The 22245-nt window shown below is 58.7% G+C and carries 21 protein-coding genes and 2 tRNA genes; 14 read left to right on the forward strand and 9 right to left on the reverse strand.

What is annotated here, in order from left to right:
• Positions 1-132: 132 nt before the first annotated feature.
• Complete coding sequence (locus AC27VO_RS11900) at positions 133-1284, reverse strand: trypsin-like peptidase domain-containing protein (RefSeq protein WP_488666932.1); 1152 nt, start codon at positions 1282-1284, stop codon at positions 133-135.
• Positions 1285-1655: 371 nt separating this feature from the next.
• Between AC27VO_RS11900 and AC27VO_RS11905 the strand changes: the two genes are divergently transcribed.
• The 3 genes from AC27VO_RS11905 (at position 1656) to pdxA (ending at position 4956) form a co-directional block, all read left to right on the forward strand.
• Positions 1656-2987, forward strand: a complete 1332-nt coding sequence (locus tag AC27VO_RS11905) for an MFS transporter (RefSeq protein WP_488666933.1) — start codon at positions 1656-1658, stop codon at positions 2985-2987.
• A gap of 97 nt (positions 2988-3084) precedes the next feature.
• Positions 3085-3834 (forward strand): Nif3-like dinuclear metal center hexameric protein, encoded by a 750-nt coding sequence (locus AC27VO_RS11910; RefSeq protein ID WP_488666934.1) that lies wholly within the window; start codon positions 3085-3087, stop codon positions 3832-3834.
• A 48-nt stretch (positions 3835-3882) separates the two neighbouring features.
• Entirely contained in the window at positions 3883-4956 is a 1074-nt protein-coding gene (pdxA, locus tag AC27VO_RS11915) for a 4-hydroxythreonine-4-phosphate dehydrogenase PdxA (protein WP_488666935.1), read from the forward strand.
• 118 nt (positions 4957-5074) lie between these two features.
• Here pdxA and mscL read toward each other — a convergent pair whose 3' ends face one another.
• Complete coding sequence (gene mscL / locus AC27VO_RS11920) at positions 5075-5503, reverse strand: large conductance mechanosensitive channel protein MscL (RefSeq protein ID WP_488666936.1); 429 nt, start codon at positions 5501-5503, stop codon at positions 5075-5077.
• A 148-nt stretch (positions 5504-5651) separates the two neighbouring features.
• On the opposite strand from mscL, the gene petA reads away from it, so the two are divergent.
• The 7 genes from petA (at position 5652) to AC27VO_RS11955 (ending at position 10021) form a co-directional block, all read left to right on the forward strand.
• On the forward strand, positions 5652-6248 hold the full coding sequence (gene petA, locus AC27VO_RS11925; RefSeq protein ID WP_488666937.1) for a ubiquinol-cytochrome c reductase iron-sulfur subunit: 597 nt from the start codon (positions 5652-5654) through the stop codon (positions 6246-6248).
• A gap of 15 nt (positions 6249-6263) precedes the next feature.
• Entirely contained in the window at positions 6264-7679 is a 1416-nt protein-coding gene (locus AC27VO_RS11930) for a cytochrome b (protein WP_488666938.1), read from the forward strand.
• Between the two features lie 17 nt (positions 7680-7696).
• Positions 7697-8455 (forward strand): cytochrome c1, encoded by a 759-nt coding sequence (locus AC27VO_RS11935; RefSeq protein WP_488666939.1) that lies wholly within the window; start codon positions 7697-7699, stop codon positions 8453-8455.
• Positions 8456-8562: 107 nt separating this feature from the next.
• Positions 8563-9174: a glutathione S-transferase N-terminal domain-containing protein gene (locus tag AC27VO_RS11940; protein WP_054067369.1), complete on the forward strand. Its 612-nt coding sequence runs from the start codon at positions 8563-8565 to the stop codon at positions 9172-9174.
• Between the two features lie 49 nt (positions 9175-9223).
• Complete coding sequence (locus AC27VO_RS11945; protein ID WP_488666940.1) at positions 9224-9757, forward strand: ClpXP protease specificity-enhancing factor; 534 nt, start codon at positions 9224-9226, stop codon at positions 9755-9757.
• A 48-nt stretch (positions 9758-9805) separates the two neighbouring features.
• A tRNA-Thr gene (locus tag AC27VO_RS11950) sits at positions 9806-9881 on the forward strand.
• 64 nt (positions 9882-9945) lie between these two features.
• Positions 9946-10021 (forward strand) — tRNA-Thr (locus AC27VO_RS11955).
• 46 nt (positions 10022-10067) lie between these two features.
• Here the strand turns inward: AC27VO_RS11955 and AC27VO_RS11960 are convergent.
• Positions 10068-10394 (reverse strand): hypothetical protein, encoded by a 327-nt coding sequence (locus AC27VO_RS11960; RefSeq protein WP_488666941.1) that lies wholly within the window; start codon positions 10392-10394, stop codon positions 10068-10070.
• A gap of 229 nt (positions 10395-10623) precedes the next feature.
• Between AC27VO_RS11960 and secA the strand changes: the two genes are divergently transcribed.
• The 4 genes from secA to AC27VO_RS11980 all read left to right on the forward strand — a co-directional run bounded on the left by secA (position 10624) and on the right by AC27VO_RS11980 (position 16400).
• A complete protein-coding gene (gene secA / locus AC27VO_RS11965) occupies positions 10624-13347 on the forward strand; it encodes a preprotein translocase subunit SecA (RefSeq protein ID WP_488666942.1) in 2724 nt (907 codons plus the stop codon).
• 126 nt (positions 13348-13473) lie between these two features.
• The gene (gene argJ / locus AC27VO_RS11970; protein ID WP_488666943.1) at positions 13474-14703 is read left to right on the forward strand and encodes a bifunctional glutamate N-acetyltransferase/amino-acid acetyltransferase ArgJ; all 1230 of its coding nucleotides are present in this window, start codon (positions 13474-13476) and stop codon (positions 14701-14703) included.
• A gap of 264 nt (positions 14704-14967) precedes the next feature.
• Complete coding sequence (locus AC27VO_RS11975; protein ID WP_488666944.1) at positions 14968-15912, forward strand: ATP-binding protein; 945 nt, start codon at positions 14968-14970, stop codon at positions 15910-15912.
• 23 nt (positions 15913-15935) lie between these two features.
• On the forward strand, positions 15936-16400 hold the full coding sequence (locus tag AC27VO_RS11980; RefSeq protein ID WP_488666945.1) for an NUDIX domain-containing protein: 465 nt from the start codon (positions 15936-15938) through the stop codon (positions 16398-16400).
• 87 nt (positions 16401-16487) lie between these two features.
• Here AC27VO_RS11980 and AC27VO_RS11985 read toward each other — a convergent pair whose 3' ends face one another.
• From AC27VO_RS11985 to pilB, 6 genes are all read right to left on the reverse strand, one after another.
• Positions 16488-16700 carry a DNA gyrase inhibitor YacG gene (locus AC27VO_RS11985; protein WP_488666946.1) on the reverse strand — a complete coding sequence of 71 codons (213 nt, stop codon included), beginning with the start codon at positions 16698-16700 and terminating at the stop codon, positions 16488-16490.
• Between the two features lie 27 nt (positions 16701-16727).
• The gene (zapD, locus tag AC27VO_RS11990) at positions 16728-17483 is read right to left on the reverse strand and encodes a cell division protein ZapD (protein WP_488666947.1); all 756 of its coding nucleotides are present in this window, start codon (positions 17481-17483) and stop codon (positions 16728-16730) included.
• Between the two features lie 93 nt (positions 17484-17576).
• On the reverse strand, positions 17577-18185 hold the full coding sequence (gene coaE, locus AC27VO_RS11995; RefSeq protein ID WP_488666948.1) for a dephospho-CoA kinase: 609 nt from the start codon (positions 18183-18185) through the stop codon (positions 17577-17579).
• A gap of 2 nt (positions 18186-18187) precedes the next feature.
• Positions 18188-19057: a prepilin peptidase gene (locus AC27VO_RS12000; protein ID WP_488666949.1), complete on the reverse strand. Its 870-nt coding sequence runs from the start codon at positions 19055-19057 to the stop codon at positions 18188-18190.
• A complete protein-coding gene (locus AC27VO_RS12005) occupies positions 19054-20277 on the reverse strand; it encodes a type II secretion system F family protein (protein WP_488666950.1) in 1224 nt (407 codons plus the stop codon). The genes AC27VO_RS12000 and AC27VO_RS12005 overlap by 4 nt, the downstream gene beginning before the upstream one ends.
• An 84-nt stretch (positions 20278-20361) precedes the next feature.
• Positions 20362-22104, reverse strand: coding sequence for a type IV-A pilus assembly ATPase PilB (gene pilB, locus AC27VO_RS12010; RefSeq protein ID WP_488666951.1), 1743 nt, complete (start codon positions 22102-22104; stop codon positions 20362-20364).
• Between the last annotated feature and the right edge of the window lie 141 nt (positions 22105-22245).

The following is a 22245-nucleotide window of genomic DNA, read 5'->3' on the forward strand; positions in this document are numbered from 1 at the left end:
CTCGGCTTGATTCGTTGCTTGGCTACTGTGCAATGCTTAAAAAAGAGCGGCTAGCGCTGGTATTTCCTGGGGTTCAGCATGTTTTATGGCTGAATCACAGTTGCAATAAGCGCTAGCCGCTCTTGTTTTTAATTAGCGTCGCTGGCGCACACGCTGTGGAGAAGGGCGTGGGGAGGGGGTGATGTCCAGCGTCAGGCTGTCGGCACCGCGCTGGATGGTGAACGGTGCGCTGGTGCCGGGGGGCAGTGCGGCAACGGCGGTCATCATCTCGGCCACGTTGCGCACGGCATGCTCGTCCACCTGTACGATCACGTCACCGGGCAGCATGCCGGCCTTGGCCGCGGGGCCAGCTTGCAGCACGCCAGTGATGATGACGCCCTGGCTGGCCTTGACGGCAAAGGTTTCCGCCAGCTCGGGCGACAGCTCGTTGGGCTCCACGCCGATCCAGCCCCGGGTGACCTTGCCGTCCTTGACCAGACCGTCCATGACGATCTTGGCGGTCGACACCGGAATGGCAAAGCCAATGCCCATGCTACCGCCGGAGCGCGAGTAGATGGCGGTGTTGATGCCCAGCAGATTGCCGTCCACATCGATCAGTGCGCCGCCGGAGTTGCCGGGGTTGATGGCTGCGTCGGTCTGGATGAAGTTCTCAAAGGTGTTGATACCCAGCTCGCTGCGGCCCAACGCGCTGACGATGCCGCTGGTGACGGTCTGGCCCACGCCAAAGGGGTTGCCAATGGCCAGCACGGTGTCGCCCACCAGGGCATGGTCGGAGTTGCCCAGCACGATGACGGGCAGCTTGTCCAGCTCGATCTTGAGCACGGCCAGATCGGTTTCCGGGTCGGTGCCAATGACGCGCGCCACGGCCACGCGGCTGTCGGCCAGCGTCACCTCAATCTGGTCAGCGCCTTCCACCACGTGGTTGTTGGTCAGGATGTAGCCGTCGGGGCTGACGATCACGCCGCTGCCCAGACCGGCTTGCTGCTGGGTGCCGAGCTGGTCGCCAAAGAAGAACTGGAACCAGGGGTCGTTGGCGCGTGGGTTGCGCACTTGTGTGCTGGTGTTGATGCTGACCACCGCAGGCATGGCTTTCTGTGCGGCGCCTGCCAGGCTGCCTGCGGCCAATTCGGTGCGTGGTTCGGAAGGGGCTTCCAGCAGGGAAATACCGGCGCGGCTGTAGGTGGCGCCACGCTTGAGCCAGCTGGGCTGCAACGTGGCCACAATGAAATAAGCCGCCAGCAGTACGGTGACCGCCTGGGAAAACAAAAGCCAGTAACGCTTCATACAAACAGCAATCGAAGAGGGCAAAGAATGGCCCAGAGCGTACGCGCAAATGCGCTGCCGCGGCAGGTGCGTGGCCATGCCTGGGCATTTTTGGTGCATGCCATCGCGTGCGGAGATGGGATGCATCTATTTTGCGAAACCACATCGCAGTTCACGATGATTCACCAATGGGGGATTAGTGCAAACCCTAGAATGTCGATTCGACTGCGCCACACTGAGTTCGCTCTTTCCCCGGCACACCCGCTGGGGCGAGAAATGCGGGGCTTCATCACCGTGAAGTCCCCAAGAACAGTCCAGTCTTGCCTTGAAGCATCTATCCGTTGCCGCGGCTCTCGCGCTGTCTGACCTTTTGTACCTGGAAAGACAACCCAATGAGTAAGCATCCCAATGCGCAAGCCCACCAAGTGGCGGGCGGCGCACACCATCGTCCCTTGAACCGGGATGACTACAAGACTTTGAGCCTGTCCGCTTTGGGCGGCACGCTGGAGTTCTACGACTTCGTCGTTTTCGTTTTCTTTGCCAACGTGATTGGCGCGCTGTTCTTCCCAGCCTCGATGCCGGACTGGATGCGCCAGCTGCAAACGCTGGGCATTTTTGCGGCGGGTTATCTGGCACGTCCGCTGGGCGGCATCATCATCGCCCACTACGGCGACAAGATTGGCCGCAAGAAGATGTTCACGCTGTCCATCTTCCTGATGGCCGTGCCTACGCTGGTGATTGGCCTGCTGCCCACCTACGAGACCATTGGTCTGGCCGCCCCCCTGTTGCTGCTGCTGATGCGTGTGCTGCAAGGCGCTGCCATTGGCGGTGAAATGCCCGGTGCCTGGGTGTTCGTGGCCGAGCACTCGCCTGCCAAGAACTACGGCTTGGCCATTGGTACGCTGACCTCCGGTATCACCGGCGGTATTTTCCTGGGCTCCATCTTTGCCGTGTGGCTCAACAGCACTTACAGCGCGGAAGAAATCCACGACTGGGCTTGGCGTCTGCCGTTCATTTTGGGTGGCGTGTTTGGCCTGGTGTCGGTGTATCTGCGCCGTTTCTTGCAAGAAACCCCGCTGTTCCAAGACATGCAAAAGCGCAAGGCTGCCGATGCCGAGCTGCCGATCAAGACCATCTTGCGTGACCACAAGGAAGCCAGCTGGTTGGTGGCTTTGATGACCTGGGTGCTTTCCACTGCGGTTGTGGTGGTGGTGCTGATGGCGCCCGCCTACCTGCAAAAAGCGTTCAAGATCGCGCCCGCCGATGCCATGACGGCCAACGCGGTGGCTACCGTCACGCTGACCATTGGTTGCGTGTTCTGGGGCTGGTTGAGCGACAAGATTGGCACCAAGTGGACGATGTTCCTGGGTTGGGGCGGTATGACCGTATCGGCCTATATCTTCTACCTGGGCCTCCCCGGTGAATCGACCCTGGTGCTGCGCTACGCGCTGGTGGGCTTCTTTGTGGGCTCCATTTCGCTGTTGCCTGTGGTGGGTGTGCGTGCCTTCCCTGTGGCGGTGCGCTTTACCGGTCTGTCCTTTGCCTACAACATGGCCTACGCGGTGTTTGGTGGCCTGACCCCCATGGTCGTGTCCATGTGGCAGCAGGTGGACATCATGGCGCCTGCCCACTATGTGGCAGCCATGGGTGTTCTGGGTGCAGTCATCGGCCTGTTCTGGCCCATGGCCTCCAAGGGCTGGCAGCCCAAGGTGCAAAAGCACTGATCACAACGGGTGAACCATTCCTCCAAGGGCAGCTGCGGCTGCCCTTTTTTGTGCCCGTGAGCGGCAGGGCTGCGGCGGGCTTGGCACAATCAGTGCCATGATCCAGCGACACGCACTCCTCACCCATTTCGACGGCCTGCTGCAGCCTGACCGCTTCAAAGACTACGGCCCCAACGGTCTGCAGGTCGAAGGCAAGGCCGAGATTCGCCACATCGTCAGTGGTGTGACGGCCAGCCGCGCGCTGATTGAGGCGGCCATTGCCGATGGGGCTGACGCCATCTTTGTGCACCACGGTTTGTTCTGGCGCGGCATGGACGGACGCATCACCGGCTGGATGAAAGAGCGCATTCGCCTGCTGCTGGCACATGACATCAGCCTGTTTGCCTATCACCTGCCGCTGGATGCCCACCCCGAACTGGGCAACAACGCCCAACTGGGTGCCAAGCTGGGCGTGCAGTGGGATGCCACTTTCGGTGAGCAGGCGCTGGGCATGGTGGGTGATGCCAACTTTGCCCATGCCGATGCACTGGCTGCCCATGTGCAGCAGGTGCTGGGGCGCCCGGTGACCTGTGTGACTGGCGCAGCTGCGCAACCCATTCGCCGCCTGGCCTGGTGCACGGGCGGTGCCCAGGGCTTTTATGAAAGCGCGCTGGCAGCGGGCGCCGATGCCTTCATTACGGGCGAAATCTCGGAACCTCAGGCGCACTTGGCGCGGGAGACCGGCACCACCTTCATCGCTGCCGGCCACCATGCGACCGAACGCTATGGCGCTGCGGCGGTGGCTGCCCATGTGGCGCAGCAGTTGGGGCTGTCGCACCGCTTTATTGAAATCGATAACCCTGCTTGATTTTGATAGCTTTAAGCGATTACTGGATAAGGGCTAGAGGTTAATTTGATGCAGGACTTGAAAAGCATTGCCATCACCCAAGGGGATGCCGCTGGAATTGGCCCTGAGATCATTGCCAAGGCATTTCGGGATGCACCCGCGCTGATGCATGGCTGCTTTGTGGCCGGTAATGTGGCCACCCTGCGCCGTGGCGCGCAGGCCATTTTTAAAGCAGGTGACACGCACCTGCCGGTGGCGGTGATCAGCACACCGGACGAGGCTTGGCAGGTGCCGCTGCGCTGCATGCCTGTGCTGCAACTGCCGGATATGCCGGCACCACCGCCGTGGGGGCAGGTCAGCGCAGAGGCCGGGCGGGGCGCTGCGCTCAGTGTGCAATGGGCTGCACGGGCTGCTTTGCAGGGCCAGATTGCCGCCCTGGTGACCGCGCCGCTGCACAAAGAAGCGCTGCACGCAGCAGGGGTGGATTTTCCCGGTCACACCGAGCTGCTACAGGCGGAGGCGGCACAGCACGCCGGTGTGCCGCTGGCGCAAATGCCTGTGCGCATGATGCTGGCCAACAAAGAGCTGCGCACTGTGCTGGTGAGCATCCATGTCTCACTGCGTCAGGCCATCGAGGCGGTCACGCACGACAACCTGCTGCAAACCTTGCGCATCACGCATGACGCACTGCAGCGCATGCTGGGCCGTGCGCCGCGCATCGGTGTGGCGGGGCTGAATCCGCATGCGGGCGAGGGGGGGCTGTTTGGCAGCGAGGAGCGCGAGATCATTGCCCCTGCAGTGGCTGTGGCACGCGCCCAAGGCATGGATGCCCAGGGACCGTTTGCGCCGGACACCATCTTTATGCGCGCAAGGGATGTTGACGGTCATGCAGGGGAATTTGATGCAGTGTTGGCGATGTACCACGATCAAGGGTTGATCCCCATCAAATATTTGGGTGTCGAAGAGGGGGTGAACGTCACCCTGGGGCTGCCGCTGGTGCGTACCAGCCCGGACCACGGCACCGCATTCGATATCGCCGGACAGGGCGTGGCGGATGCCAGCAGCCTTATCGAAGCCGTGCGTATGGCGCAGCAGCTGTCACGCACGGCCGGCGCTTCAGAAGGTGGGTTGGCGCAGGCCTAAGCGGGGGCGTAGCAGTGTGAAAGCGCCCGTGTTTTTACACAGAAAAAAAGGCCGCAGCGGAATGCATGCGGCCTTTTTTTGTGGGTGCTGTGCCTGCCGTTGGGCGGCACAGAGCGGGTCAGCTGCGCAGTTGATCGCGAATTTCGCGCAGCAGCAGCACCTCTTCGGGCGTGATTTCGGGCTCTGGTGCTGGCGGGGGCGCTTCGCGCTTCAAGCGGTTGATTTGCTTGATCATCATGAAAATGATGAAGGCCAAAATGATGAAGTTCACCGCCACGGTGATGAAGTTGCCATAAGCAAACACGGGAACGCCCGCTTCTTGCAAGGCTGCCAGCGTGCGCGGAGTGCCGTCGGGAATAGTGCCGAGGACGACGAACAAATTGGAGAAATCCAGCTTGCCAAACACCATGCCCACCACCGGCATGATCAAGTCCTTCACCACGGAATCCACAATTTTCCCGAAAGCACCGCCAATGATCACGCCGACGGCCAAATCAATGACGTTGCCCTTGACGGCAAATTCTCGAAACTCCTGCATCATTCCCATAAACCCGCTCCACATATTGGTTGAGATACGACATATTGCTTGATTTAGGGCAAGGAGAGTGTCAGACGCGTGCTTGGATGCAACAGGTTCGCTTAGCTACAATTTCTCGATTGCCCTTATACCTAGCGATGTTTTATCGAGGATCCCCATGAGCGAAACACCTGTCGACTCCAGCAAACGGACGTGGATCATCACGTCAGCGTGCGCTGGCGCGGTAGGCGGCGTGGCAGCCGCTGTTCCATTTGTCAGCACCTTCCAGCCTTCTGAAAAGGCCAAGGCCGCAGGTGCTGCGGTGGAAGTTGATATCTCAGCCCTGCAAGCGGGCGAAAAGTTAACGGTTGAATGGCGCGGTAAACCGGTGTGGATCATCAAGCGCACCAAAGAACAGCTCGATGATCTGGCGGGCCTGGATGGCCAGCTGGCAGACCCCAATTCCGAGCGCAACCCGGCAGAGTTCACGCCTGCTTATGCGCGCAACACATGGCGTTCCATCAAGCCCGAAGTGCTGGTGTGCGTGGGTATCTGTACACACTTGGGTTGCTCGCCCACCGATAAGTTCCAAACCGGCGCGCAACCTTCCCTGCCTTCGGACTGGAAAGGTGGCTTTTTGTGTCCCTGCCACGGCTCGACGTTTGACATGGCTGGCCGCGTGTTCAAGAACAAGCCCGCGCCGGACAACATGGAAGTCCCGCCCCATATGTACCTGTCGGAGACCAAGCTCCTGATCGGTGAAGACAAGGCTTGAGGGAGTTAAAACGACATGGCCCACGAATTCAAAGAACTCGACCCGAATGCGCCCACTGGCGCCAAGGTAACGAACTGGTTCGAGAACCGCTTCCCGACAGCCTTCTCTGCCTACAAGGTTCATATGTCGGAGTACTACGCTCCGAAGAACTTCAACTTCTGGTACATCTTCGGCTCGCTGGCGCTGCTGGTGCTGGTGATCCAGATCGTGACCGGCATTTTCCTGGTCATGCACTACAAGCCTGACGCAGAAAAAGCGTTTGCCTCTGTGGAATACATCATGCGTGATGTGCCCTGGGGCTGGCTGATTCGCTATATGCACTCCACGGGCGCCTCGGCCTTCTTCGTGGTGGTGTATTTGCACATGTTCCGCGGCCTTCTGTACGGTTCTTACCGCAAGCCGCGGGAGCTGGTCTGGATCTTTGGCTGTGCGATTTTCCTGGCCCTGATGGCAGAAGCCTTCATGGGTTACCTGTTGCCATGGGGACAGATGTCGTACTGGGGCGCGCAGGTGATCGTGAATCTGTTTGCCGCTGTGCCTTTTGTGGGGCCTGACCTGGCGCTGCTGATTCGCGGTGACTATGTGGTGGGTGATGCCACGCTGAACCGCTTCTTCAGCTTCCACGTGATCGCTGTGCCACTGGTGCTGCTGGGTCTGGTGGTGGCGCACTTGCTGGCGCTGCACGATGTGGGCTCGAACAACCCTGATGGCGTGGAAATCAAGGCTCCGGGTGCACCAAAGGATGCGAACGGACACCCGCTGGATGGCGTGCCTTTCCACCCTTACTACACCGTGCACGACATTTTTGGCGTGGCTGTGTTCTTGTTCTTGTTCTCGGCGGTGGTGTTCTTTGCGCCAGAGTTCGGTGGCTATTTCCTGGAGTACAACAACTTCATCCCGGCTGATCCGCTGAAGACGCCATCGCATATTGCGCCTGTGTGGTACTTCACGCCGTTCTACTCGATGCTGCGTGCTATCACTTCCGAGATGATGTACGCCCTGGTGGCTTGCGTGATCTTGGCGGCGGTGTTTGCCGTGGTGAAGTCCAAACTGGCCGGCTTGTTCAAGCTGGTGATCGCGGGCGCCGCTGTCGTGGCTGTGGCCGTGATGATGGCGATTGATGCCAAGTTCTGGGGTGTGGTGGTCATGGGTGGTGCGGTCGTGATCTTGTTCGCGCTGCCATGGCTGGATTGCAGTCCTGTGAAGTCCATTCGCTACCGCCCCAGCTGGCACAAGTACATGTACGCGGTGTTTGTGGTGAACTTCCTGATCCTGGGCTACCTGGGGGTGCAGCCTCCGTCGCCCATCGGTGAGCGCGTGTCGCAAGTCGGAACCTTGTTCTACTTTGGCTTCTTCCTGTTGATGCCCTGGTGGAGCCAGCTGGGTACGCCCAAGGCAGTGCCTGATCGCGTGACTTTCAAGCCTCACTGAGCTAGGAGCGAAGAACAATGAAAAAACTGATCCTCACGCTGGTTGCGGCGCTTGGTATTGTGGGTGGTGCGCATGCTGCTGGTAGCGGTCTGGTGCACCTCGACAAGGCGCCCGTGGATACCACCAACCAGGCGTCGTTGCAAAACGGTGCCAAGCTGTTTGTGAACTACTGCCTGGGCTGCCACTCTGCTGCGTCCATGCGCTTTAACCGCTTGAAAGACATTGGTCTGAGCGAGCAAGAGATCAAGGACAACCTGCTGTTCACCACCGACAAAGTGGGCGAAACCATGGTGTCTGCGATTGATCCCAAGCAGGCCAAGAACTGGTTTGGCGCAAACCCTCCTGACTTGACCGTGATTGCACGTTCGCGCGCAGGCATGGGTGGATCCGGTGCAGATTATCTCTACACCTTCTTGCGCACCTTCTATCGCGACGAAACCAAGGCCATGGGCTGGAATAACTTGGTGTTCCCATCGGTGGGCATGCCGCACGCGCTGTGGCAGTTGCAGGGAGAGCGCCGTGCCATCATTGAAAATGTGGAAGTGCACGGCCAAAACACCCAGGTATTCAAGGGCTGGGAAACGCTCTCTGAAGGCACAATGGGTGCACAAGAGTACGATCAGGCTGTTGGGGATTTGGTCAACTTCCTGCAATGGATGGGTGAACCAGCCCAAAATACCCGTATTCGCGTCGGTGTGGGCGTCTTGATTTTCTTGGGCATCTTTATCTTGATCGCCTGGAGATTGAACGCTGCATTCTGGAAAGACGTCAAATAAATAGATAGACTGCTTGCGCTTTGCACTTCGGTGCAAAACGCTTCGGTTACAGCGGAGTGGGCGCTTTTTGGGCGTCCCACTCTTTTTGATTTTTAGGAGCTTCCGCCATGATGGTGCTTTATTCGGGAACGACTTGCCCATATTCCCACCGCTGCCGCTTTGTGCTGTTCGAAAAGGGAATGGACTTCGAAATCCGTGATGTCGACTTGTACAACAAGCCTGAAGAAATCGCGGCGATGAACCCCTATGGTCAGGTTCCTATCTTGGTAGAGCGTGACCTGATCTTGTACGAGTCGAACATCATCAACGAGTACATCGACGAGCGCTTCCCACATCCCCAGTTGATGCCCGGTGACCCTGTGGACCGTGCACGCGTTCGCCTGTTCTTGCTGAACTTCGAAAAAGAATTGTTCGTGCATGTGAACACGCTGGAGCAGCGCAACGTCAAGGGCAATGAAAAGGAAGTGGAAAAGGCGCGCCAACACATCCGTGACCGCCTGACACAGCTGGCCCCCGTGTTCCTGAAGAACAAGTACATGCTGGGCGAAGGCTTCTCCATGCTGGACGTGGCGATTGCCCCATTGCTGTGGCGCCTGGACTACTACGGTATTGAGCTGAGCAAGAATGCTGCACCTTTGCTGAAGTATGCCGAGCGCATCTTCTCGCGCCCTGCCTACATTGAAGCGCTGACACCTTCTGAAAAGGTCATGCGCAAGTAATTGCACGTGCCCTGCGACCCCTAGTTTTGCTGTTTGCTGGAATTTGTACATGAACGAGCCCACCACCACATCAACACGGCCGTATCTGATTCGTGCCCTTCATGAGTGGTGCACGGATAACGGGTTGACGCCGTATTTGGCGGTCAAGGTGGATCGTTCGGTGCAAGTGCCTCGCGAATTTGTGAACGATGGGGAGATCGTGCTCAACGTCAGCTATGACGCGACAGGTAACCTCCAGCTGGGCAATGAATACATTGAGTTCAAAGCCCGGTTTGGTGGCAAGCCTCGCGAAATCATGGTGCCGATTGAGCGCGTGCAAGCCATCTATGCGTGGGAATCTGGCCAAGGGATGTCTTTTCCTGTGCAGGAGGATTTGCTCGCGGAGGTGGCGGACGACGCTGTCGCGTTGAGTGCGGACGAAGCGCTGGATGCACAAACCGTCGAACCTATGCCCGAAGATGCGGCGCCCGCCCAAGTGATGCAGCTGGTCACGTCCAGCAGTAAGTCTGCGGATGCGGGTGATGATGCCCCGCGCCCGCCAGCGGGTGGTGCAGGGCGTCCTGCGCTCAAACGTGTGAAATAAGCAGAATTTCTTTCAAGGCCGCAAACTTGTATTAGAATCGCGGTCTTCGCCGGTTTAGCTCAGTTGGTAGAGCACCCGCCTTGTAAGCGGTAGGTCGTCAGTTCGAATCCGACAACCGGCACCATTCAGGTGCTTTTTTTGTGAAGTATCTATTCCCATCGGCAGCCTTGTGGCATGTGGTGTGGATCGCCGGTTTAGCTCAGTTGGTAGAGCACCCGCCTTGTAAGCGGTAGGTCGTCAGTTCGAATCCGACAACCGGCACCATGTTTTTTGCAGCAGACCCATTCGGGTCTTTTTTTTCGCCTGTACTTTAGGCGGGGCTTTGCCAGGGGGAGTTGCTCAGTACCTTGAGCTGAATGTGCTCGACCTCCCAGCCCTTGGTGCGCAAGTGGGCCTCCAGGCTCGGCAGCAGGTAGCGCACCTTGGTGGCTGCCGCGTTGTTCTTGATGATCAAGCACCACACCTTGCCTTCCATGGGACCTGCCTGCACGCTGCCACGCAAGCCCGGTGGCAGCAATGGCTCGATGGCTTTCATGCGCGCATTGGCCGCTCTCGCCTGGCTGACCAGTTGGGACAGGGCGGGCGAAGATTGAGCTGCTTGCTCAAGGGTGATGGCGAAATGACGGCGCGAATGCATGGCAATAGGTGACTGTGATGGGGTGCATTATCAGTCGGCCATGTTGCTTGTGTGTTGGCAAGGGGTTGCAGTTGGTGCCAAAGCGCAAGCGGCAGTTAGAATCAATTTTTGGCTTTCAGTCGCAAGGGCTCTTGTTTTTGCGCTGAGCAAGCCCATCTGCATGGCAACTCTATTAGGGATTTGGCTGCCTCTGGCGCCTCACGGGCGTTGGTGAGCGGCTTCCGTTCGCATGGTCAACTTTCTCACCAAACTTTTCGGCAGCCGTAATGACCGGCTTCTCAAGCAGTACCGCAAGACGGTGGCACTCATCAATGCGATGGAGCCTGAACTGGAGAAGCTCGATGACCAGACTTTGCGGGCCAAGACCCAAGAGTTCAAGGACCGTCTGACCCAAGGTACATCGCTGGATGACCTGTTGCCAGAAGCATTTGCGGTGGTGCGTGAGGCTTCCAAGCGCGTCATGAAGATGCGGCACTTCGATGTGCAGCTGATGGGTGGCATGGCCTTGCACCAGGGCAAGATTGCGGAAATGCGTACCGGTGAAGGCAAGACGCTGACATCGACCTTGCCGGTGTATCTGAATGCCCTAAGCGGCAGCGGCGTGCACGTGGTGACCGTCAATGACTACCTGGCCAGCCGCGATGCGGAAACCATGCGTCCGCTCTACAACTTCCTGGGCTTGTCGGTTGGTGTGAACCTGCCCCAGGCGCCTCGCGAAGACAAGCAGCTGGCTTATCTGGCCGACATCACCTATGGCACCAACAACGAATACGGTTTTGACTACCTGCGTGACAACATGGTCTACGACAAGGCAGACCGTGTGCAGCGTGCCTTGAACTACGCCATCGTTGACGAGGTGGACTCCATCCTGATCGACGAAGCGCGTACGCCGCTGATTATTTCGGGGCAGGCCGATGACAACACGGCCATGTACCAGACCATCAACCAGCTGGCTCCTCAGCTGGTGCGCCAGGAAGGTGAGGCCGATCCTCGCACTGGCGAAGGCGTGACCAAGCCGGGCGACTTCACGGTGGACGAAAAAAGCCACCAGGTGTTCCTGACCGAAGATGGTCACGAGAAGGCCGAAGGCATTCTGTCGGCGGCAGGCCTGCTGCCCGAGGGTGCTTCGCTGTACGACCCATCGAACATCGCGCTGGTGCATCACTTGTATGCCGCGCTGCGCGCGCACCACATCTACCACCGTGACCAGCACTATGTGGTGCAAAACGGTGAGGTGGTGATTGTGGACGAGTTCACGGGCCGTCTGATGTCGGGTCGCCGCTGGAGCGATGGCCTGCACCAGGCCGTCGAAGCCAAGGAAGGTGTGGCCATTCAGGCCGAGAACCAGACCATGGCTTCCATCACCTTCCAGAATTACTTCCGTCTGTACAACAAGCTGTCCGGCATGACCGGTACGGCCGATACGGAAGCCTATGAGTTCCAGAGCATCTATGGCCTGGAAACCGTGGTGATTCCCCCCAACAAGCCCAGCAAGCGTGCCGATCAACTGGATCGTGTCTACAAGACCACCAATGAGAAGTACAACGCTGCAATTGAAGATATCCGCGAATGTCACGGCCGCGGCCAGCCTGTGCTGGTGGGCACTACATCGATTGAAAACTCGGAAATCATTGACCAGCTGCTGACCCAGGCGGGCCTGCCGCACCAGGTGCTGAACGCTAAGCAGCACGCCAAGGAAGCCGACATCATCGCCCAGGCAGGTCGCAAGGGCATGATCACCATCGCCACCAACATGGCCGGTCGCGGTACCGACATCGTGCTGGGCGGCAATATCAGCAAGCAGGAAGCGTTGATCAACGGCAATGCGGAGCTGGATGAGGCGGCCAAGCAGTCTGAAATTGCGGCACTGCGTGCGCAGTGGCAGCGAGACCACGACGAAGTCAAGGCGCTGGGCGGTCTGCGCATCATTGCGACCGAGCGCCATGAGTCGCGCCGTATTGACAACCAGTTGCGTGGCCGCTCGGGCCGCCAGGGTGACCCTGGATCGTCGCGTTTTTACCTGAGCCTGGACGACCAGTTGATGCGTATCTTCGCGGGTGACCGTGTGCGCGCAATCATGGACCGCCTGAAGATGCCTGAGGGTGAAGCGATTGAGGCGGGTATCGTGACCCGTTCCATCGAGTCGGCGCAGCGCAAGGTGGAAGCGCGTAACTTCGACATGCGCAAGCAGCTGCTGGAGTACGACGATGTCTCCAACGACCAGCGCAAGGTGATCTACCAGCAGCGCAACGAGATTCTGGATACGGGCGATCTGTCCGAGATGATCAATGTGATGCGTGAAGATTGCATTGCCGACACCGTGCGCCAGTATGTGCCTGCGGAGTCTATGGAAGAGCAGTGGGATCTGCCTGCCCTGGAGAAGGCCTTGGCCGACTGGCAGGTGCAGGTCGATCTGCAGACCATGCTCAAGAACTCGGACAGCATCACCGACGAAGAAATCCTGGAAGCCTGCGCGAAGGCCGCCAACGACCTCTATCAAGGCAAGCTGGATCTGGTGGGCAATGAGCAGTTCATGAACTTCCAACGTGCCGTGCTGCTGCAAAGCTTTGATACCAACTGGCGCGATCACCTGTCTGCGCTGGACTATCTGCGCCAAGGCATTCACCTGCGCGGTTTCGCACAAAAGCAGCCCAAGCAGGAATACAAGCGCGAAGCGTTTGAGCTGTTCCGTCAGCTGATTGACCAGGTCAAGAACGAAGTGACCCGTGTGCTGCTGACAGTGCGCATCCAGCAGCCTGAGCAGCTGGATCAGGTGGCCCAGAGCATTGAAGAGCGTGCCGAAAGCGTGCAAGGCGGTATGCAGTACGCCAGCGCGGATGGTGACAAGTCTGACAGCTTTGAAATCCCTGAAGGTGTCCGCGTGGGGCGCAACGACCCCTGCCCTTGCGGTAGCGGCGAAAAGTTCAAGAACTGCCATGGCAAGCTGAACTAAAACGCATCGTCGCTGCGAGAGAGCGCCATCCACAAAGAACACGGGCTACGGCCCGTGTTTTACGTTGTGAGACACAGTTTTTCTCCATAATGAACGTCTGATTGTTTCTCTGTAGGAAGTCCTGCAATGCCTGTGAATTTGCCCGTTCCCGTCGCCGCTGAGCTGTTTCCCGTTGCCGGTGTGCGTATTGGTGTGACCGAAGCCGGTGTGCGCAAAGCCAACCGTAAAGACTTGAGCGTGTTTTTGCTCGATGAAGGCGCCAGCGTGGCGGGCGTGTTCACGCAAAACCGTTTTTGCGCAGCCCCTGTTCAGGTGTGCCGCGAGCACCTGGCGGCCGGTCAAGGCATTCGTGCCATGGTGATCAACACCGGCAATGCCAACGCAGGCACCGGCGCTGCTGGTCTGGCCAATGCGCGCGCCACCTGCGCCGCACTGGCCCAAGCGCTGAACCTGAAGCCCGAGCAAGTGCTGCCTTTCTCCACAGGCGTGATCATGGAAGAGCTGCCGGTGGATCGCATCGTGGCGGGCTTGCCTGCTGCGCTGGCTGCTGCCAAGGCCGATAACTGGGCCACAGCCGCCGCGGGCATCATGACCACGGACACCCAGCCCAAGGCCTATAGCCGCCAGCTGCAAGTGGGTGGCAAGACGGTGCATATCACGGGTATCAGCAAGGGCGCGGGCATGATTCGCCCCAATATGGCGACCATGCTGGGCTATCTGGCCACCGACGCGGCCATTGCCCCTGCACTGCTGCAAGACCTGGTCAAGGAATTGGCTGACGGCTCGTTCAACCGCGTGACCATCGATGGCGACACCTCCACCAATGACTCGTTCGTGCTGGTGGCAACACACCAGGCGGGCAATGCGCAGATCACCTCGTGGGATGGTGCCGATGCCCAGGCCCTGAAGGCCGCGCTGCTGGAAGTGGCTCGCCTGCTGGCCCAAGCCATCGTGCGCGATGGCGAAGGCGCCACCAAGTTCATTACTGTGCAGATCGACGGCGGCAAGACCGAAGAAGAATGCCGCCTGGCCGCTTACGCCATTGCCCATTCGCCCCTGGTCAAAACCGCATTCTTTGCATCCGACCCCAACCTGGGCCGCATTCTGGCGGCTGTGGGTTACGCTGGCATCGCCGATCTGGACCAGACCAAGATCGACCTGTTCCTGGACGATGTGCACGTGGTAGTCGATGGTGGCCGCAATCCTTCCTACAAGGAAGAAGACGGCCAGCGCGTGATGAAGCAGCAAGAAATCACCGTACGCGTGAACCTGGGCCGCGGCACGGCTACGCAGAACGTGTGGACCTGTGACTTCAGTCACGATTACGTGACCATCAACGCCGACTACCGCTCTTAAGCGCATGGGGCGTGCACGCAACCCGCGATACGTCGTTGCACCACCTTGCCCTAGCGTTGCTACTGTCTTCGGTGTTGCACCTCGTCTCGATCGCCCTGCGGACTGGTTGGCCTGCACCCCCTGATGGATCAAGGAGTCTTCGGGCTCCGTTCTTTTTTCAGAGCAGCTTGCGCAGTCTGTACAAGAGTTTCACTGCATATTTGTATGGAAGTGCCTTGTAAATCAGCGCAAGAAGCTATCCAAATAAAAACTTGGAGACCCCGCATGCAAGATGTGATGAACCCTTTGGAGCGTTTGGTGGAGCGTGCCGAGCAGCTCATGCAGCGCATTGAATCGGTGCTGCCGCAGCCCCTGCAGGCACCGGCAGACTGGAGTGCGGCCATCGCCTGGCGCTACCGCAAGCGCGCCAACGGCTGTGGCGTGCTGGAGCCGGTGCGCCATGTGGGTGCCATGCAGCTGTCTGACCTGCAGAACATCGATGGTCAAAAAGACAAGATCGCGCGCAATACCGAACAGTTTGTGCAAGGCCGCAGTGCCAACAACGTGCTGCTGACGGGTGCGCGCGGCACAGGCAAGTCGTCGCTGATCCGCGCCTGCTTGCACGCGTATGCGCCGCAGGGCCTGCGCCTGATTGAGGTGGATAAGGCCGATCTGACCGATCTGCCCGACATCGTGGACGTGGTGGCCGGACGCGCCGAGAAGTTCATCATCTACTGCGATGACCTGAGCTTTGAAGAAGGCGAGCCGGGCTACAAGGCCATGAAGTCGATTCTGGATGGTTCGGTCAGTGCGGCCACGCCCAATGTGCTGGTGTATGCCACCAGCAACCGCCGCCACCTGCTGCCCGAGTACATGACGGACAACCTGCAAACCTCCAAGGGCAAGGACGGTGAGATCCACCCCGGTGAAGTGGTGGAAGAGAAAATCTCCCTGTCCGAGCGCTTTGGATTGTGGGTGAGCTTCTACCCCTTCAGCCAGGATGAATACCTGCGCGTGGTGGCGCAATGGCTGCGCAGCATGGGGCTGGATGAGGCAGCGATCGCTGCCGCGCAGCCAGAAGCCTTGATTTGGGCGTTGGAGCGCGGCTCGCGCAGCGGCCGCGTGGCCCAGCAGTTTGCGCGTGACTATGCAGGGCGCAATGAGCGCCCGATCAGCGTGCACACCCGCATTGCCGATGTAGATGGCCTGAGCGACGGCGCTGAAATTTGACCGATAACGAGAGAAAAGAGTTGGTGACTGTGACTGCTGAAACTGCTGCTGTACGCACCCACACCGAAGTGGCGGTGGGTGTGCTGATCCGTGAAAGCGATGGGGCGCTGCTCATCACCTCGCGCCCCGAAGGCAAACCGCGCGCGGGCTGGTGGGAGTTTCCTGGTGGAAAGCTCGAAGCGGGCGAGATCGTGGAACAAGCCCTGTGCCGTGAGCTGCAGGAGGAGCTGGGCATCACCATCACCAACTGCATGGCCTGGAAGGTGACGGAGCACGCGTATTCGCACGCCCTGGTGCGCTTGCACTGGTGCAAGGTCACGCAGTGGAGCGGTGAATTTGAAATGCGCGAAGGTCAGCAAATGGCCTGGCAGCAGCTGCCACTGCAGGTGCGCCCGGTGCTGGAGGGTTCTTTGCCGGTGCTGGAGTGGCTGAGTGCAGAGCGTGGCCTGCCCTTTGATGCTGCGGTGTATGCGGCAGAAACACCCTAAAACCAGAGCGGCTAGCGCATATATACAAAGGGCTTCAGGGTGAGAAATGCCTGAAACCCTTGTTTCATGCGCGCAGGAAGCTATGGTTTATTCGTTTTCGGTGCGTGGGTCGCCGTACTGGTTGTCGGCAGGCGGCGTGGTGGGAACGCGGAATTCTTCGGCCGCCCAGGCACCCAGATCAATGGCTTTGCAACGTGGGCTGCAAAACGGGCGCGAGGGATTGCTGGGTGCAAACAGGCTGGGGCCGCCGCAGGTGGGGCACTGCACTGTGGTGGGGGTGTTGGGGGAGGTCTCACTCATGCTGTGCAGTCTGACACAAGGCCGGACTCAGGCGCACAGCGTCAACTCGAAAGCCGCGTTTTCTGTGGTCGATTGCAGGCTGCCGTTTTCATTGGGGCGCACCAGGCGTACCGATACCATCAGCCGGTTGGCGCTGATTTCTGGAATTAAGCCGCTGTCTGCGTCAATGCGCAGGCGCAGCAGCTGGTAGGCCTTGCCGGCTGGCAGCGATTGCTGGAATTGCCCGTTGCTGGCGGCCACTTTTTGCGGTGATCCGGTCTCGCGCAGCAGGCTCAGCAGCAGGCCCAAGGCATCAGACAGGGGTTTGAGGCACTGGATCCATTGCTGCAAATCGCCCTGGCGCTCGTGTGCCACGCGGTTTTGCCAGCGGTGGTAGGCGGGCAGGTCAAAGCTGCTGGTGCCGCCGGGAATGCCGATGCGGCTGCGAATGGCCATCAGCCAGTCGATGTCGGTGAGGGGTTGCCCGGTCTTGCCGGCCTGGGCATGCAGCGCGGTGTAGCACTGGTCCAGCTGGGCAATGATGTTGTCCAGCATGTCCTGGGCAATGGCCGGGTTGTCGCGCAGGCCTTCGAAAAGGCTTTTGTGGCGCTCCAGATCGCGCAGCAGGTCGGACTTGAGGTCTGCCCGCGCTGCCACATCCATGATTTCAAAGATGGTGGCCAGCGCAAAATGGTGGTCCACAGGGGATTCGCGTGTGACGAGTTCGGACAAACGCCGGAACAATTGCTCCAGTCGCAAATAGGTGCGTAAGCGTTCGTTGAAAGGGTACTCGTAAAGAATCACGCTGGCAGTATCCCAATAGGCGCAGGCGGAAAGGTGGGTGTTTGCAGCGTCTGCGCACAAGGCGGACCAAGTGTTACAGGCGCACGGTTTACATCATAGCTGTAACTGTGCCGAAATTGATAGCACTTCTTGACGTAATGCTGCGAAATCTAGCCCGTCGTTGTAGATAACCCAGTCTGCAGCGGCCCTGCGCTGCGCGCGCGTGGCTTGGGCGGCCATGATTTGCTCGACCGCTGAACGCTCGAGCCCGTTGCGCGCCATGACGCGCGCAATCTGCGTGTCTTCCTCGCAGTCGACCACGAGTACCGCATCGACTTGCTGGCGCCAGCGCCCTGACTCCACCAGCAAAGGTACGTCGAACACCAGCAGCGGCGCACCACAAGCTTCGGCTTGCAGGGCTTGGCGCTGCGTCAGGTTGCCAATTAAGGGGTGGACGATGGCTTCCAGGCGCTGGCGTGCCGTTGGGTCCTGGAAGACCAGCGCACGCATGAAGCCGCGATCCAGTGCACCGCTGTCGTCAATGGCCTGAAGGCCAAATTCCACTTCGATTTGTGGGATGGCCAAACCGCCCACTGCCGTCAGACTGCGCGAGATGGCGTCCGCATCAATGACAGCAGCGCCGCTTTCCGCCAGAAGCTGGGCCACCGTGCTTTTGCCGCTGCCGATGCCGCCTGTGAGGCCAATGCGTGGAGCACGCTGCATGTTTACAGCCCCAGGAGGCGCAAGACGGTGGACAAGATGGTGTTGGAGCCAAAGAGCATGGCCGTAAACCCTGCACCGGCCAGGAATGGGCCAAAGGGGATGTAGCCGCCCTCACGCAGCGAGCTGCGCAGTTTCATTGCAATGCCCACGATGGCGCCGATTACCGACGCCATCAGAATGATGGGCACCAGCGCCTGCCAGCCAAACCAGGCACCCAATGCGGCAAAGAGCTTGAAATCGCCATAGCCCATACCTTCTTTGCCGGTGAGTAGTTTGAAGCACCAATAGATGCTCCACAGTGACATATAGCCCGCCGCAGCGCCCCACAGTGCCTGGTCGATAGGTATGCCCGTCCAGCCCAAAGCGGTTGCCAGCAAGCCAGCCCAAAGCAGGGGGAGTGTGATGTCATCGGGCAGATAGGTGGTGTCCCAGTCGATCAGTGCCAGGGCCAGCAGTGCAGCGCTGAAGCCGCACCATGCCCAGCCCGTGGGAGTCCAACCCCAGCGGTATATGCACCATGCAAACAGGGCGCCCGTGATGATCTCCACCAGGGGGTAGCGCAAGCTGATGCGTTGGCTGCAACTGCGGCATTTGCCGCGCAAAAAAAGCCAGCTGAATACCGGAATGTTTTCATACCAGCTCAGGGTGTGCCCGCAATGCGGGCAGCGAGAGCGTGGACGGCTCAGCGTGATGCTGGGTGGCAGCGGTGTGTAAGTGGTGCCGCTTTTGGTGGCTTGGTGCTCTGCACACTCCGCATCCCACTGTTGTTCCATGCGCTGCGGCAGTCGGTGCACCACGACGTTCAAAAAGCTGCCGAGCATCAGTCCGAGCAGCCCTGCCAATGCCATTTCACCCATAGATAGCTCGATCAAACCACTTGTCCCAATTTGAAGATAGGCAGATACATCGAGACCACAATGCCGCCAATGAGGGTGCCCAGAAACACGATGATGATGGGCTCCATCAGGCTGGAAAGGCCTGCGACCATTTCATCGACCTCGGCTTCATAAAAGTCAGCCGCTTTGCCCAGCATGTGGTCAATGGAGCCGGATTCCTCGCCAATCGCGCACATTTGCAGCACCATGGAAGGAAATACATTGGCATTGCTCATGGCCGCATTCAAGCTGGTGCCGGTAGATACTTCCTGCTGAATGCGCTCGGTGGCTTCTCTGTAGACACTGTTGCCCGAGGCGCCGCCGACCGAGTCCAGAGCCTCTACCAGTGGTACGCCTGCCGCAAACATGGTGGAGAGCGTTCGCGTCCAGCGCGCCACGCAGGATTTGTCGATCAATGTGCCAAAAATGGGGAGTTTCAACAGCAGTCGGTCCATGAAGCGCTGCATCTTGGGGCTTCGTTTCCAGGCTTGCATGAAAAAGTAGAAGCCTCCGCCAATCATGCCAAAGATCAGCCACCAATATTCCACAAAGAATTCGCTGATGCCCATGACGAGCAGGGTGGGCGCTGGTAGATCCGCGCCAAACGAGGTGAACACTTCCTTGAAGGCGGGAATCACGAAAATCATGATCACGGTGACGACAACAAATGCCACAACGATCACCGAGGTGGGGTACATCAGGGCGGATTTGATTTTGCTTTTGATCGCCTCGGTCTTCTCCATATAGGTTGCCAAGCGATCCATCAGCGTTTCCAAAATACCGGCGGCTTCACCTGCTTCGATCAGGTTGCAGTACAGCGCATCAAAGTACATGGGGTGCTTGCGAAACGCAGCACTCAGCGAGGTGCCGGTTTCTACATCCTGGCGGATATCGTTGAGCAACTTGGTGACGCTGGGGTTGGGGTTGCCACGCCCCACAATGTCAAAAGACTGCAGCAGCGGTACACCTGCTTTCATCATCGTGGCCATTTGCCGCGTGAACAAAGCAATGTCTTTGGGCTTGATCTTCTTGCCCGCACGCATGCTGCGCTTCTTCAGTTTGGTGATGAAGATGCCTTGACGACGCAAAGAGGCTTGTACCTGTGCTTCGCCGGTGGCTCGCATTTCTCCACGTAACTCTTTGCCCTGGCGGTCTTTGCCCGCCCATTCAAAGACAAACTCTTTGGCAGTGGCCTTGCCAGTTGTCGCATATGCCATACCGCTGCTCCCTCTGCTGTCAGTGTTGTTGTGTGTTTCTCTTGGTCGCAGTCTGCGGAGACTGCGGTGCACCAATGGTGGGTGTTAAAGGTTGGTCACTGCAAGAACTTCTTCTAAGGAGGTGACGCCCAGTTTGACCTTGTCCAAGCCCGACTCGCGCAGGGACTTGACGCCTTCACGCTTGGCTTGTGCAGCAATGTCTAGTGCGCTGCCGTCGCGCAAAATGATTTGCTGCATGTCTTCGCTGATAGGCATGACCTGGTAGATACCGACGCGGCCCTTGTAGCCGTTGTTGCAGGCATGGCAACCTACGGCCTTGTAGGGCACCCAGGATCCATCAAGCTGGTCCTCTTCGTAGCCCGCTTCCAGGAGCGCTTCGCGTGGGACGTCGTGTGCTTGTTTGCACTGCGGGCACAGCCGTCGGCCCAGTCGCTGAGCAGTAATCAAGATCACGCTGGAGGCGATGTTGAAAGGTGCGATCCCCATGTTGCGCATGCGCGTCAGCGTGGTTGGCGCATCATTGGTGTGCAGCGTGGAAAGCACCAAGTGCCCAGTCTGTGCGGCCTTGATGGAAATGTCTGCGGTTTCCAGATCACGAATTTCACCCACCATGATCACGTCAGGATCCTGGCGCAGGAAGGATTTCAGGGCTGCCGCAAAGGTTAGTCCGGCTTTTTCGTTGACGTTGACCTGGTTGACCCCTGGCATATTGATTTCAGACGGGTCTTCGGCCGTCGAAATATTGACCCCTGGCTTGTTCAGTAGGTTCAGGCAGCTATACAGCGACACGGTTTTCCCTGAGCCTGTGGGGCCGGTGACCAAGATCATGCCGTAGGGGCGCTGAATGGCATCCATTAGCCGCTTCTTTTCATCAGCTTCATAGCCCAGCGCATCAATCCCCATCTTGGCGCTGCTGGGGTCCAAGATACGGATCACAATCTTTTCGCCAAACAGCGTGGGTAAGGTAGAGACGCGGAAGTCGATCACGCGATCTGCCCCTACTTTGAGCTTCATGCGGCCGTCTTGAGGTACCCGTTTCTCAGAAATGTCCAGGCGAGAAATAACCTTGATGCGCGAGGCCAGTTTTTCCTTGATGGCAATCGGGGGGGTAGCAATTTCACGCAGCTCGCCATCAATGCGAAAGCGGACGCGGTAGGTGTGCTCGTAGGGCTCAAAGTGCAAATCGGATGCCCGCATGTTGAAGGCATCAATGAGCATTTTGTGCAAGAACTTGACTACAGGCGCATCTTCGACTTCAGCGATACCCGGGTCTTTTTCTTCCGTCTCAGGAACATCCTTGACGTCATCAAACTGAAAATCGCTATCAGCGCTGAAAGAATCGAGGGTGTCTGCTACGCTTTTTGCGGTGGCATCGACCAGGCGCACCAGCTTGTCGTACTCGACAATGATCCAGTCCACGCCCATTTGTGCAGTGAACTTGATTTTTTCCGAGGCTTCTTTGTCTGACGGGTCTGCCGTCGCAACGACGATGCGGTTGCCGCGCTTGAGCAGCGGCAGCACTTTGTAGCTGGCACACAACTTCGCATCAAGCAAATCCTTGGGCAAATGCACGGGATCGATGGTGTCCAGGTCCAGCAATGGGGTGCTGAAAATGTGGGCGATCTGGTGGGCCAGCTCGGTGGCGGGCAGCTGTCCGCTGGAAACCAGTTGCGACACAAAGCTGGTTTTGCTTGCCTGGGCTTTGCGTGAAACCTCTTGGGCGGCGGTTTCGGTCAGCTTTCCGGCGCTGACCAATGCTCGCGCCAGACCGGCAAGCGGTGCGGCACTGGAGTTTGAAAGAGGCGAAGTGTTGGAGGCAGGTGTCATTACCCGAGCAGGGGGGTTGCTGTGTGCAGCATCATCCCTGATCGTGCTCCGGCTGTACAGATGTAAAAAGCCTGCGTCTGCAGGCTTTTTGAGGATGTGTTGATGCGCCAGGGTGAAAGCGCACAAACCTTTGCTTACATT

This window comes from Comamonas sp. 14P8.1.4 (assembly GCF_057799285.1).

Excerpts from the sequence above, each read along its gene's own strand:
- AC27VO_RS11975 (WP_488666944.1), top strand. The coding sequence starts at position 14,968 with ATGCAAGATGTGATGAACCCTTTGGAGCGTTTGGTGGAGCGTGCCGAG.
- pilB (WP_488666951.1), bottom strand. The coding sequence starts at position 22,104 with ATGACACCTGCCTCCAACACTTCGCCTCTTTCAAACTCCAGTGCCGCA.
- argJ (WP_488666943.1), top strand. The coding sequence starts at position 13,474 with ATGCCTGTGAATTTGCCCGTTCCCGTCGCCGCTGAGCTGTTTCCCGTT.
- mscL (WP_488666936.1), bottom strand. The coding sequence starts at position 5,503 with ATGGGAATGATGCAGGAGTTTCGAGAATTTGCCGTCAAGGGCAACGTC.
- AC27VO_RS11945 (WP_488666940.1), top strand. The coding sequence starts at position 9,224 with ATGAACGAGCCCACCACCACATCAACACGGCCGTATCTGATTCGTGCC.
- pdxA (WP_488666935.1), top strand. The coding sequence starts at position 3,883 with ATGCAGGACTTGAAAAGCATTGCCATCACCCAAGGGGATGCCGCTGGA.
- AC27VO_RS11985 (WP_488666946.1), bottom strand. The coding sequence starts at position 16,700 with ATGAGTGAGACCTCCCCCAACACCCCCACCACAGTGCAGTGCCCCACC.
- petA (WP_488666937.1), top strand. The coding sequence starts at position 5,652 with ATGAGCGAAACACCTGTCGACTCCAGCAAACGGACGTGGATCATCACG.
- AC27VO_RS11940 (WP_054067369.1), top strand. The coding sequence starts at position 8,563 with ATGATGGTGCTTTATTCGGGAACGACTTGCCCATATTCCCACCGCTGC.
- AC27VO_RS11910 (WP_488666934.1), top strand. The coding sequence starts at position 3,085 with ATGATCCAGCGACACGCACTCCTCACCCATTTCGACGGCCTGCTGCAG.
- AC27VO_RS11935 (WP_488666939.1), top strand. The coding sequence starts at position 7,697 with ATGAAAAAACTGATCCTCACGCTGGTTGCGGCGCTTGGTATTGTGGGT.
- AC27VO_RS11900 (WP_488666932.1), bottom strand. The coding sequence starts at position 1,284 with ATGAAGCGTTACTGGCTTTTGTTTTCCCAGGCGGTCACCGTACTGCTG.
- AC27VO_RS11960 (WP_488666941.1), bottom strand. The coding sequence starts at position 10,394 with ATGCATTCGCGCCGTCATTTCGCCATCACCCTTGAGCAAGCAGCTCAA.
- AC27VO_RS11930 (WP_488666938.1), top strand. The coding sequence starts at position 6,264 with ATGGCCCACGAATTCAAAGAACTCGACCCGAATGCGCCCACTGGCGCC.
- AC27VO_RS11905 (WP_488666933.1), top strand. The coding sequence starts at position 1,656 with ATGAGTAAGCATCCCAATGCGCAAGCCCACCAAGTGGCGGGCGGCGCA.
- AC27VO_RS12005 (WP_488666950.1), bottom strand. The coding sequence starts at position 20,277 with ATGGCATATGCGACAACTGGCAAGGCCACTGCCAAAGAGTTTGTCTTT.
- secA (WP_488666942.1), top strand. The coding sequence starts at position 10,624 with ATGGTCAACTTTCTCACCAAACTTTTCGGCAGCCGTAATGACCGGCTT.
- coaE (WP_488666948.1), bottom strand. The coding sequence starts at position 18,185 with ATGCAGCGTGCTCCACGCATTGGCCTCACAGGCGGCATCGGCAGCGGC.